This is a genomic window from Pseudomonas grandcourensis, assembly GCF_039909015.1.
Taxonomy (GTDB): domain Bacteria; phylum Pseudomonadota; class Gammaproteobacteria; order Pseudomonadales; family Pseudomonadaceae; genus Aquipseudomonas; species Aquipseudomonas grandcourensis.
Genome location: NZ_CP150919.1, coordinates 856069 through 868975 on the forward strand (window position 1 = coordinate 856069; position 12907 = coordinate 868975).

Here is a 12907-nt window from a genome sequence, read left to right on the forward strand (position 1 = left end):
TCTGTTTGCATTCGATCTGACCAGCACGCTTCGTAACCATGATTGGCGGTGAACTGCCGATTTTATTTAAGTCGGTCTGCGGAAACGGCACAGATAGTGACAGGTGAAACGCCATTTTTGCACGTGGCTACGTAAAATCTGAATCCTGAACTAACTGTGTGAAATACGGATTTCAATCTCAGACTCGTACTTTTCTTGCGTGAAACCAAAACCAATTTTTTCAACGGAATCAACCGGTAGCTGCCGGATTCAGTCCCGGTCCTTCGTACCTTTGGTGACGTTAAAATTCTTTCTAAATGACCTATCGATCGAGTCATTGATGTGATTGGTTACAAGGTTCAGTTACGTCTATTCCTGGCCCTATCAAGGTGCCATCATGTCGCACACGGCTTTCATCAGCGACATAAGCTGGCGGCTTATAAGGTTTCGCATCAGACCCTGACTCCAGAAACCACCCCCGTGAACGCATAAGCACTGAATCAAACGGGACGTTTCCAGGGATGGCTACTTAGATAGGTTTCGAAGGAGAGTTTGCGGCATGGGTCAACTGAAAGAGCAAAGTAATCCATTTTCCACAGGTGGTGGCGGTGTCAATTTCGAGACGCGCGTACAAGCATCGTTTCTGGTTGCATTCCTAGCAGGCACGCCTGTGCCATGCATGCCTACCAGTGCCCGGATCACTGAGGTTGGTTTTCAGAGCAAGTACAAGGGTGTGCATACTGATGACATTCATGTACGCGCTAAGGATGCGTCAGGGCAATTATATCGATTGTATGTTCAGATAAAACACGAAATAACAATTAGTGATGCTGTCGATTCGACATTTTCGGAAGTTGTTAGCGCAGCTTGGCAAGATTTTAATAGTCCAGATTTTAATGCAAATTACGACTCTATAGCGTTAGTCACAGGACCGCTAACCAAAGTTGATGTTGCTAACACTATTCCTATTCTGGAATGGGCGCGCTACTCCTCAAGTGCTGAGGATTTTTTTTGCAAAACAATGGCTGAAGGCTTTACAAGTGAAAAGAAAGTCGAGCGTTTAAAGAAGATTCGAAAACAGTTAGATCGTGCTAATAATGGGGACGCGTTGACTGATGATGAGGTTTGGAGATTTCTGAAGGTTTTTTATCTCATCTCTTATGACGTCGACCAAACCGGATCTGTTACGGCCGCTATGTTGGGTGCTTTAGTTCAGCAGCATTCAGAGTTTCCAGCCTCAGCTGTCTTGGCGAAGGTTGTCACCGTAGCACAGGATTTCAACCAGTGCGCAGGGACACTGACGGCTAGCAATGTTCCTGGCGACTTAAAGAGCCTTTTTAAATCAAGTATAAATAAAGCGCTTGACGAAGATGTTGAGAAGCTCAAAGAGAGAAGTAACCATGTCTACTCTGGTGTTTCTACCTCAATTAGTGGCATGCATGTCTCGCGATATGAAGCCATCGAGGCGGTTAGGGATGCTTATGAGGCTGGCGGATTTGTATTTGTAACTGGCGAAAGGGGGGCGGGGAAGTCTGGTGTCGTCAAAGACTATATGGCAACGCTTGGGGAAGATGCCGCGATATTCTATGTTCGGGCAGAAGATTTCGATAAAAGTCATCTCAATGATGTGTTTGCATCGTCGGGGATAAGGTCTGATTTGGGACAGCTTGCTACCCACTTTTCGCTAATTCGGGAGAAAGTTCTAGTCATAGAGTCGGTTGAGAAAGTTCTGGAGCTGAATAATCCAGCGGCATTCTCGGACCTTCTAAATTTTATCTCTACACAGCAAGGTTGGGGTGTCATTGCTACCGGCCGTGATTATGCATATCAGCAACTTGCCTTTAATTATTTTCATCCTCGCGGTATACGGTTCAATAGTGTCAATGTTACCGGCTTTTCTAGTGCTCAGGTCGCAGAGGTGTGCACTAGTTTCCCAGCTCTCAAGCCGTTAACAGAAAACCGATCATTGGTGGGGCTTCTTAGTAACCCATTTTTTATCGATCTTGCGGTGCGTGCTCTGAGTAATGGAGCTAAGTTTGGTGCTAGCGAAACAGAGTCCGAGTTTAGGTCAACTATCTGGGGGGCAGTTATTGAGAATCAGTCTGATCGACGAGGAGGAATGCCGTCGCGCCGTAGGTCAACCTTCATCGAAATAGCAAAGCTACGTGCCAAGAAGATGGTATTCGGGATTCGTGACGCTGATTTTGATCCGGAAGTTGTAGCAAGGCTAGAATCGGATAACCTAATCCTTAAAGAGCCTCGCACTTCACTTATAAGTCCTGCTCATGATGTTCTCGAGGATTGGGCGCTGGAAGAGTTCATTGAGGGTGAGTACTTAGAAAGTTTCGGTAATCCAAGCGATTTTCTAGCAGCTATCGGCAATGAGCCCGCTATAAATCGAGGGTTTCGCTTGTGGCTAGGCCACAAGATTGCATCTGGTGAAGAGTTGACGGACTTTATAGAAAACGTCCTGGCTGACGAAGCTGTTGCCAGCTATTGGAAGGATGAAGTGATTGCAGCAATTCTTCAAAGTGATGCCCCTGAGGCATATTTTGCATTGCTGAAGCACAGTTTGCTATGTGATCAAGCACGTTTGTTAAAAAGGTTCTTCTTTATTCTGCGTATCACATGTCAGCGCCCCATGGAGGGGCTGGAAGGCATCCAGCTTGAAGACTATAGCAATGACACTAAATTTTTACTCTTCCTAAGGCCCTACGGAAAAGGGTGGAGTACGCTTCTAGATTTTACTTTCGCTCACAGGCTGTCTTTCGATGAGAGCCATTATCCACATATTGTGGAGGTGTTAGAAAGTTGGTCAGAGGTTATCAGCATCTGGTCTAAATTCCCTCCTGAGTCCTCAGTTGTTGGCGAATTATGTTTGTTTATATTAGAGCATTTCGAGGATTCCTATAGGAGAGAGTCGCTGCGTAGCAAGTTATTGAAAGTTCTTCTGAAGGTAGTTCCAGCGATACCAGAGCAGTTCAATGTGTTGGTCGAGAAGGATGTGTTTGTTTCAGCGCGTAGGCGTGAACGACCGAGGTACGTAGATGAGCTTGTAAGCTTGGCTTTATCTGGGGAGATGGTTGCGATGCTCTGTCGCCATCGGCCAGATTTTATTATCAGACTTGCTATGCATGAATGGTTGAGTCCAGAACCTGAGGATGGAGACAGGATCTTCAGATCAATGCTTGGCGTTGCTGATAGTTATGGTTTGGAAGACCCGCGTGGTTTTTTCCCCGCCAGTGGATCTCGGGGGCCATTCAAGTATTTGCTTCAACATCATCCGCGTAAAGGGCTTGACTTCATATTGGATCTTTGCCGGGCTAGTGCTGAGAAGCACGGATGCTCCGAATATAGGCATCGAGAGCAGCCGGATCTAGATATTCTGGATGAAATGGTGGTGGAGCTAGTGCAACTCTGTACACAAGATGGTACGCAGGTATCGAACTATGCTTCGCCTCATTTGTGGAATGGATACAGGGGACACTCGACGGTACCGTATTTACTTCAGTGCGCGCTGATGGCATTTGAAAATTGGTTGGTGGACTACGTTGAGAATCCTCCTGTCAAAAACGAACTTTCTTGGATATTTGAATACGTACTAAAGTCCAGTAACTCAGTTCTTACAACATCTGTGCTAGCGTCTGTTGCAGTTGGATTTCCTGACAAGGTTGGAGCTTCAGCTTACCCCTTGCTAAGATGCCCAATGCTTTACAGGTTAGATATGATGCGCAGTCTAAAAGAAGGGCATGAATTAAACTGGTTCGCTACCCGGCGCGATTCGATGTCAAGAGTGTATGAGGAAGAGCGAAAGCAAGCCGCATTGAGGGCTTGGCGTAATGAGAATCTCGAAACACTGTTGACGAAGCTTCAGCTTTTTGAGAACTATAGATCAGAAGCTTATAAAATCGTTGACGAGCTGATTGAGATCGCCGAAGCAACTGATGATAAGTCTTTGAAGTTTTTGCTCCATCGCGCCAATACTCGGGAGTGGGAGGCAATAGAGGATAAAGAAAAAAACCGGATAATTTTTCAATCCAAACAGGAACTCAGTGAGGATCTTCAGCAGGTTCAATTGGATTATCAGCATAAACATGCATTAGATGCTCCGATTAGCCGTTTATATGTTTGGTCGAGAAAAATATTTGAAGATCCCAAAGTTGACAGGGATGCTTTTATATCTTGTGCCGAAGCAATAAGAGATGCTAAGGAAATCCTCGAATCACTCATGCAGGGTAAAGTTGTAAATTTTGAGATCATGGCTCTCGGGGCGGTGGCTACCGCTACTGCCGTGGCGGTGCGAGACTATTTCGATGAGCTGTCTGAAGAAGATCTCGGTTGGTGCTTGGATGTGATAATCCAAGTCATCCATCTCCATTCTGATGATGTAGATGGACACATGGCTGTCGACGCAACAGACTCTTCTGGAAGCGGTGCTTGTGCTTATGTTCTCGCTAAAATGTTGGACTGCGACCTTGATCCGGAGCAATTTGCAACCCTTCATTACACCATCGTGACGGCTCTTACGCATGCTAATATTCATGTATGCGTAGCAGCTGCGAAAGGCGTTCGAGACTATCTGTGGACGCGAGATATAACATTAGCAAATTTTTGCTTAAGCGGTGCACTTGAGTTTGCCCGCTTTGAAGTTGTGAGTAGTTGCGCTCGGCGCAGTTTATATAGTGGAGGGAGTACAGAATTAGACGAATGGATTGCCCTTGTCTCAAAATTTAGAGAAGACGTTTTAGAAGGTAAGTTTGTTGCTGATCCCGCTAGTGTCACACCTGAATCCCACTCTATGTGGCGATTCCATATTCCGATGTTTATGGTTCCATTTGGCAGTATCGGCAATTTAGGTGCAGCGTTGTTGTTTAGAACGATTTCCATCGTTTATGATGATGAAAGTTCGGATGGAGATATCAATCGTTCGGAACGATTAAATTATGATGTCAAGAAAGTAATCCAAGATTGTTTGGGGGATCATGCTATAGCAGCCCGGGCCACTAATTTTGAATCTATAAGGGATGTTTTAATTGAAGGCTGTCAACGAGATCCGAGTTTTATATACGGAGTAAAGCTACGGTTTGACGCCTCGATGGAGACAGCGGGGGATTTCAGCGGAATTTGGGAGCTCTGGAGTCTACTTGCGCCGCAGATGCATGAGATTGCTTTAACTGATGTGAATACTCAATATGCAGGCCGTCAATCTGATTTGAATATGCTCATGCGTGGTATGTTGTATGCGGATGGGTTTGCTCCTCGTCACCCGATGAGGATTAAGGCGCTAGAGGTCGGTGCTCAACATCTTATAGATTTTTGCGAGCGGTCAGCCGCAAATAGTCTTGTTTTCGAATCACTATGCACTCTGATGTATCACTCCCATGATTTGTTTTTTGAAAAAGGTATAGATATTCTAGCCAGAGTATTTAAGGGGGATCCGCACCTTCTAGAGTCGCGACCGAATGCTGCATTCTGTCTTGAGATGTCATTGGCTAAATATTTGCAAAGCTCAGGAAGTAAGATTAATCGTAGAAGATATGAGGCTTGTTTGAATCTGCTTACTGGTATAGTTGAAACAGGCTCTGCTAGAGCCTACTATCTTCGTGAGTCGCTGATTCGCACGCGCAGGATTGCCGTTTAATTCGATAGCCCTATAAGTTTCTAGAGCTTATAGGGCATACGGAGGGCGTTCGCTATGCTGAGACCTAGCTTGAAGGCTCATCGCTACCGCTATGGTGGGCGCTGGCGCAGAGCCGAAAACGTCATCGCCCAGATGATCTTCAAGATGCGTTCTGTTGCAGCAGAAGCTGAGCATGCGGCGTGAGGCGGTGACTTCCCCATCAACCAGCTTTGATGCCTGAGTCTTTAATTGACGTTTGAAACTTTGCCTTTCCCGCCAAACCCTCCGATCCAGCGATCTTTGATCGCGCCGATCGGAGGGTTCACTCGCTTTTTCTCGAGGCGACTTCGGTCTACCCCCATTCCAATTTGATTAGCGACGTATTGTGTTTGACTGGCCAATGCCCGCGATCTCTATCGAGCGCAGCGAAGTTTCAGCGTCAGAGCCGAGCTGTCGTAGGGCTATGACTAGAGAGCTGGCGACACCGGCGACACCGGCGACAACCCATGCAGGACGTGGGCTGGAGCGTGGCGACAAAAGTGGCGACAGTCGCCACTTCTTGCACGCTTTGGCCGTGACGCTTGACCGCATTTTCGAGCGGGTATAACAATTGGCGCACGGATCGCTGTCGTTGACAGCACCTGCCCAGGTAGCCAGAACCTTCAAGGCTACGCCACTTGGTGGTGGTTCTCCCGAAGTGCGATTAGCGTCCGGCGGCTCGCACGGTCACTCCCCAAGAGTGATGGATGCCTACTCGACTTATCTGTCCACTGCGGCAGACGATGGATCTTCCTCGCTGCGCTGCAGCAACCTCACCTCTCGACGCACTTCGCTGCGCCAGACTGCGCCCGTCTCTTTCTTCTGGAAAGAGACGGGCGCTCGTAGCACTGCTGCAAGCCACGTCGTACAGGGCATTGCCGCAACTCTCCTCGTGACAATCGGCCTGACAAATCCGATTCGTCGCCATCCGCAACGACACAGGCACCGGTGCCGCAGCCAATGGAAAGGCTGCACCTGACTGACAGTCAGGCATGCCCCAGGGTGTCTGGATCTTTGCCTTCTCCCACCCATGATCTCCAGGTGCCGAACTCGTCAGTCGGCACAGCCTCCACCCGCCCGCATCTTCGGATGCGTCTAAGGAGGCCAGATTCATGGGTTTATGCCCTTGCTCCCGGTTGTAAGGAGCCGTTCGTTCCGCGTCAGTGAACACCTCACAGGCCGCAGGGGCCTTGATCCCTGATAACACTCAACAGCCGTGGCGGGACTACGTGAGGACAACCAGCAATGATCGAGGAGAGGGCCCATGCAGCAGTTAGATCCGAAGCTTGAACTACCACGACCACCTCGACCGTTGATTGAGTCGAACCCCGTGCCCCAGCCTTATCCGGTGCAGGCACTGGGTGGGATTCTTGGGCCTGCGGTTGAGCGTATGGCCGAGGTCATCGGCGTGCCCCAAGCACTGGCCGCGCAATCGGTGTTGGCCGCCTCGGCCCTGGCCACTCAAGGTCATGCGGGCTTACAACTCGACGGGAGACATTATCCCCTGTCGTTGTACCTGATCACGGTGGCTGCGTCCGGTGATCGCAAGACCGCGGCAGACCGATCCGCACTGCTGCCAGCGCGCCAATGGGAGCGTGAACAGTGGCAACACTATCGTGAGCAGCTCTTTCGGTACCGTGCCGCACAGCGACAAGCGCAGCGTATCAATCCTGCCGATCCCGCCCCCACAAACAGCGTACCGCTCGAAGCGGAGCCTTCGGCCCCTCGGCTGATCACCACAGACCCGACGATCGAGGCCCTGATCAAGGGGCTCTGCCATGACTTGCCGAGCATGGGGCTGTTCTGTGACGAGGGCGGACAATTCCTTGGCAGCAGCACCATGAGTCGGGACAACCGTTTGAAAGCGGTCACGACCTTGTCGTCACTCTGGGACGGTAGCCCGATTGATCGTGCTCGCTCTATGGCAGGCGAAAGCCTAAGAGCCTATGACCGACGCCTGAGCCTGCACCTGATGCTGCAACCGTATTTGGCCATGCAGTTACTCAGTGACCCGTTGCTGCAGGGGCAAGGCATTCTAGGGCGCTGCTTGATGACCTGGCCCACCAGTCTAGCCGGGCAACGTAGCTACCAGGCTGTCGACTTGTCCAAAGACGCCGCCCTCAAGCGCTATCATCACCGCCTTTCGGCTCTGTTTTATCAGCCTTGGTCACTTTCCGCTGACGGAGCCTTGCAGCTGTCAAAGCTGAGCCTCAGTCCGCTGGCGCGTCGTCGCTGGATTGATTTGCATGATGCTATCGAAGCTCAGCTGGGGGAGTTTGGCGAGCTGGCCAGCGTACGGCCCAGCGGATCAAAGGCCGCCGATAACCTGCTGCGCATCGCCGGCATTCTTGCAGTTGTGGAGGAGAGCAGCGTCGTGGAGGTCGACCATATCCAACGGGCCTCCGCTTTAGTCGGCTACTACCTCACCGAGATCCAGCGCCTGACTGAGCAGGAGCCAGTGTGTCGAGTTAAGGAAGAGGCGGACCGGTTGTTGCGCTGGCTGCAGGTCAAAGATTGGAAGCGCTTCAGTATTCGAGACCTGAATCGCAACGGTCCCCGCTTTGCCCGTAAGAGCAGTCGCCATGCCACCAAGCTTCTGGTCGAGTTGCTTGATCATCAGTGGCTGATCACCGACGGCCACACCTTCGAGGTGCGCCATGTTTAATCTTGATGAAGCGCTGCGCAACCATCTGGCTCAGCGTCAAAAGGAGCCCAAAGCGCGATTTGTCGCCGCTACTGTCGCCACTTTGTCGCCACGCTCAAAACCAAGCAGGACGAGGGTTGTCGCCGCTGTCGCCAGTGTCGCCACCACCCATAAAGCTATCGCCTCTACGACAGCCATTATTCAATGGTTGAAAGAGGAGGGTGCGCATCTTTACGTCACCGACAACACGCTGTGTTTTCGCCCGACTGATTGGGCTCAGTTCGCGATTGTAAGTGCGCACTGGCGAGCCCTTTTGCATGATCTCGCGGCAGTCGATCAGGAACAGAAAAATGGCTCGGGTCGGTAAGCGAGCGGGGCGCAATTTCGGCTTCGGTCGCCAGCTTAGCTATGCTGGACCGCAAGCACTGAAAGACCTGTTTGGCGACGGCCATTTTGCTTCCGTCAAAGCCCATAGTGATCGCTGGCAGGCGTTCGTGCATTGGTGTCGATCCGATGAAGGACCGAGGGTCAACGACGCGCGCCAGATAGACCGCGAGATCCTCATGCGGTACGCCGTCCACGTGCGGGAGCAGGTTGATCAGGGCAACGTCGGCATTGCCACCGCGCAGAACCGACTGTCCAGCGTAAACCGAACGATGGCCGCGCTGCGCGGTGATCAGTACGTCGAAATCCCGAGTCCGAGTAAGGCGCTTGGCTTGCAGCGCTCAAGCGTGCGTAGTGAGGCTCCGCGTGGCCAAGACCGTGCGCAGGTCAAGTTGATCGCACGGGCGCTGTCAGATCGTCAGCAATCGAGGGTGAGTGCCATTGTGCTCCTCGCCCGTGAGACTGGTATGCGCCTGCGCGAAGCGATCCTGGCCGATCTGCCCCGACTGCAACGTGAGATTCGGCAACTGGGCAAGATCAACATCCAGGATGGCACCAAAGGTGGTCGATCAGGGGCCTCGGCACCGCGCTGGATTACGGTAACGGATCAAGTTCGCGATGCCCTAGATTGGGCCAGCGCGACCTCACCCAATGGCAGTCGGAATTTGTTGGCGCCCGGCGAAAGCTACAAAGACTTTATGCAGGCAGTTGTGCGACCGGCACGGGACATCCTGCATGAGCATGGATTGAAAGGTTTTCATGAGCTGCGGGCGGCTTACGCCTGTGAGCGCTATGAGCAACTAGTCGGCTTTCCTGCACCCGTTAATGGTGGTCGTGTTCATCAAGAGGATCGAGCACTCGATCAGCGAGCCCGTAAGCAGATCAGCCACGAGTTGGGACATAACCGCATCGATGTGGTGAGTGCCTACATCGGAGGCCGGCGATGACGGCCGAGTTCGACATAGCGTTGTTCCTACGCCCCATGCTCAAAGGTGCACATGCCACGCAGCAGCGGCACATCAGGCAAGCAGAAAGGATGCACGAGGTGATTCGTGAACGCTGGGGTTGCGCGACTCCCTGGTCCTGGAGGGAAAAACACGTGAGATGGTTTCTGGAGCACTATTTGCGATGCTCAGCTCCAGCTACCATCTACTACTACGAGTTAACCGCGGGGTTGATCCGCCGTAGAAAGGCAAAAGTCGTGGTTGCCTGATAGACCTTTAAGCGTGAGCCCCTGAGTATGGGAATGCGGAGCCTTCCCATACTCAGGGGCTTGGCTGAAAAAGCGCAGGCATACCAGAGATCTGGCAACTGTCGTCACTCCTTTCGCCCTGCTACACGACACGGATCGTAGCCGGTGGCGCGTACCTTTTGGATGTTCAGCGAATCGGTATGACGTTGCGATCTCTGGTTTGATTGATGGCCGATGCTGACAGGCTGCCGGTGGCCGCCTTCTGGATATGTTCACTCCACCAAGCCATCATCGGACGCCGGCGTTCGATGTAATCCGTCCGGTTGTAGGCGCTACGAACTTCGTCCTTGTCGACATGCGCCAGTGCGACCTCGATCAGCTCCGGATCCCAGCCATGCTCATTCAGGATGGTGCTCGCCATCGAGCGCAAGCCGTGGCTGACTAGACGGTCCTGAAAGCCCATGCGCTTCAACGCCATGTTGGCGGTCTGGCTATTGGCATGGGTGCGGGGATTTCTATCTGAGGGGAACACGTACTCTCTGTTACCGCTGAGTTGCTTGAGCGTCTCCAGTAACGAAAGTGCCTGATCGGTAAGAGGGATTGTGTGCGGCCGACGCTTTTTCATGCGCTCTGGCGGAATGGTCCAAATGCGCTTGTTGAAGTCGATATCTGCCCATCGTGTGGTAGCTGCTTCGGCAGGGCGGGTCATCGTGTGCAGTTGCCATTCGATCAGGCAGCGGGTCGTGCGCTTGATGCTGGCGTTCGCGATTTCCATCATGAGCTCGGGAAGCTCCTCAGGTGGTAGCGCAGCCATGTTCTCTTTCTTGGGTTTCTTGAACACCGCCCGAATTCCATTGAGGGGGTTCGCGAATATCAGCCCGGAGTTGACCCCGTAGGTCATGATTTCGTTGAGTCGTTGGCTCAATCGTTTCACGGTTTCGAGGCTCCCTTTGGCCTCGATCGGACGAAGGATCTTGATAACCATCGGAGCAGTGATTTGAGAGAGCGGCGTTGTTTTCATGCTTGGGAAAACATGAAGCGTCAGCGATCTCCAAATGTCTTCGGCGTAGGCTTTGGTTACGGAGTCTTTCTTCAGCTCGAACCAGGCAGTGGCCACCTTCTCGAAAGTGTGTTCAGTCTCAGCAAGTTTGGCTTGCCTTACCTCATCACGCTGGGTTTTGGGATCAGTGCCCAAAGCGAGCAACTCACGCGCCTCTGCGGCTTTCTTCCGGGCGTTGGCTAGCGAGAGGTCGGGGTATGGACCAAGCGCCATGTTGATACGGCTTCTGGTCAACGGCTCGCGGTAATTGAAATTCCACATCATCGAGCCGCTCGCGCGTACTCGAAGCTGCAAGCCATCGCCGTCGCTGAGGACGAAGTCTTTACCAGTTGCCTTGACTGCCTTGAGCTGGCGATCGGAGAGGCGGGTTGCGTTAGTAGGCATGGGGGCTACCTCCAGCACCGTTTTGGTATCCTGAAAATAGCATTTGGTAGTCCGGGATACCACCTGGGATACCAAAGCGCCTGGAACTCAGAAACCGTGCAAAGCCTCCATAAGCGCTGAAACCCCCGTATTCACTGGATTTCAGGCACAAAAAAAGACGTCCGTGGACGTCTTTAGATGTTGAAGTGGTGGAGCCGGGGGGATTTGAACCCCCGTCCGCCAGTACTCCGCTGTCGGTACTACATGCGTAGCCGTGTCTATTAAGTTAACCCTCAGCGACCCGACGGGCAGGGTGCTTTGGGCGAGTTGTGTAAGTTTTAGCCGCTTCGTCCACAACGTACTGCACGGCGATTCTGTTCTATATGACAATCACTTTGGGTTTACAGACATCCCCTGGTGATTGCTGGACCCGAAGGTACCAGAAGCTCAGGGCTAAGGCTGCTTACGCAGCGAGAGCGAATTCCTGGCCGTAGTTATCGTCATTGGCAACTATAAGTAGTTGCAACAGTGGATTTACGAGTTCTGTTACCAACTCGGCATGCACCTAAAGTTTCGCAACCGGCGTCGAATCCTAAACGGCCCCGAGCCTGATGCTCTGTGAATCAAGTGAGCAGCAGGCCTATACAGTGTACGTCATCGCGCCCCGGAAGGCCAACCCGAAGGTTGACCACCACAGATCATGGGGTTGGCTGGTTGCTCTGTCTGTCAGCGAGTGCCAATGCCTGGGTGACCTCGGTGACGCATTTTCTGTCGTCTCCGGAGGCTTGTGAGGCTTCGGCGCTGGACATCAGTCTTTTGATCTCCATTGAGGTGTTTGTGGCGTTCGCCGGCAGCGCATTCACTTTGCCTTTGAGCTCTTGCAGCTTGCTCGTACAAAGGTTGTTGTCCGCAGCAAATACAGGAGAGGCCAGCATGGCGGCAGCAATGAACAGGCCAGCGAGTGTGGTGCGTTTCATGGGTATCTCCTTGAGCTGATGGTCTCGATGCTGTCGTATGAACGGACGGCCAAGCCGAGCCCGAAAAATCGCCACGATCTGACGGGGCCTACCTCAAAGACTACGATTCAACGCAAGAATTCGGTTTTTTCAGACAATGTGTCGAGCTTTTCCAGGGATGCGGGTGGTTACACATTCTCAGACCCCAGATGCAACAAAACCCGCAACTGGCGGGTTTTGGTTTGCTTCGTATCGGATGCAGCCGGGCTTCGAGCTCCCGGCTGGCAGTACCCGGTTGTTGATGTACGCCAACAAGGCCGGGAAGGCCAGCCCGAAGGCTGGCCCTGAGCTGAGCGTTACTTCCCGCCTTTGTGCGCGTTCGTGACGTCCATAATGGTTTGGTTGGTCTCGGCGATGCAATCATCAATACCTGCCTTGGTGCCTTTTGCCTGGTCGGCTTTGGCTTTCTTGACGGAGGCCTCCACCTGGTCAAGCATTTCCCCGGGAATCTGTGCCTTGCCGTTTTCGATGGTTTGCAGGTTGACCGCGCATTGGTCTTTTTCGGCCGCAAACGAAGTGGAAGCCATCATGGAAGCAACAACGAACAAACCTAACAGCACAGAACGATTCATGTGTTTCTCCTTGGACTGAAGGACCAGGCATTGCTGGT

Annotated in this window: 8 protein-coding genes and 1 other RNA gene; 5 read left to right on the forward strand and 4 right to left on the reverse strand. The window is 52.1% G+C overall.

Going from position 1 to position 12907, the window contains the following annotated elements; all coding sequences use genetic code 11:
• Window positions 1-538 precede the first annotated feature (538 nt).
• The 5 genes from AABM52_RS03685 to AABM52_RS03705 all read left to right on the forward strand — a co-directional run bounded on the left by AABM52_RS03685 (window position 539) and on the right by AABM52_RS03705 (window position 9879).
• A complete protein-coding gene (locus tag AABM52_RS03685; RefSeq protein ID WP_347910488.1) occupies window positions 539-5620 on the forward strand; it encodes an ATP-binding protein in 5082 nt (1693 codons plus the stop codon).
• Window positions 5621-6902: 1282 nt separating this feature from the next.
• On the forward strand, window positions 6903-8303 hold the full coding sequence (locus tag AABM52_RS03690) for a YfjI family protein (RefSeq protein WP_347910489.1): 1401 nt from the start codon (window positions 6903-6905) through the stop codon (window positions 8301-8303).
• Window positions 8296-8649, forward strand: a complete 354-nt coding sequence (locus AABM52_RS03695; protein ID WP_099268129.1) for a hypothetical protein — start codon at window positions 8296-8298, stop codon at window positions 8647-8649. The genes AABM52_RS03690 and AABM52_RS03695 overlap by 8 nt, the downstream gene beginning before the upstream one ends.
• Window positions 8633-9613 (forward strand): integrase domain-containing protein, encoded by a 981-nt coding sequence (locus AABM52_RS03700; RefSeq protein WP_347910491.1) that lies wholly within the window; start codon window positions 8633-8635, stop codon window positions 9611-9613. Before AABM52_RS03695 ends, AABM52_RS03700 begins: the two co-directional genes overlap by 17 nt.
• Window positions 9610-9879 (forward strand): hypothetical protein, encoded by a 270-nt coding sequence (locus tag AABM52_RS03705; RefSeq protein WP_223518197.1) that lies wholly within the window; start codon window positions 9610-9612, stop codon window positions 9877-9879. The genes AABM52_RS03700 and AABM52_RS03705 overlap by 4 nt, the downstream gene beginning before the upstream one ends.
• 166 nt (window positions 9880-10045) lie before the next feature.
• On the opposite strand, the gene AABM52_RS03710 is transcribed toward AABM52_RS03705, so the two are convergent.
• The 4 genes from AABM52_RS03710 to AABM52_RS03725 form a co-directional block, all read right to left on the reverse strand.
• The gene (locus AABM52_RS03710) at window positions 10046-11302 is read right to left on the reverse strand and encodes an integrase domain-containing protein (protein ID WP_347910493.1); all 1257 of its coding nucleotides are present in this window, start codon (window positions 11300-11302) and stop codon (window positions 10046-10048) included.
• Between the two features lie 186 nt (window positions 11303-11488).
• Window positions 11489-11885: a transfer-messenger RNA gene (gene ssrA, locus AABM52_RS03715) on the reverse strand.
• Between the two features lie 94 nt (window positions 11886-11979).
• Complete coding sequence (locus AABM52_RS03720; RefSeq protein WP_347910495.1) at window positions 11980-12258, reverse strand: hypothetical protein; 279 nt, start codon at window positions 12256-12258, stop codon at window positions 11980-11982.
• A 335-nt stretch (window positions 12259-12593) separates the two neighbouring features.
• On the reverse strand, window positions 12594-12869 hold the full coding sequence (locus AABM52_RS03725) for a hypothetical protein (RefSeq protein ID WP_347910497.1): 276 nt from the start codon (window positions 12867-12869) through the stop codon (window positions 12594-12596).
• Window positions 12870-12907: the final 38 nt, after the last annotated feature.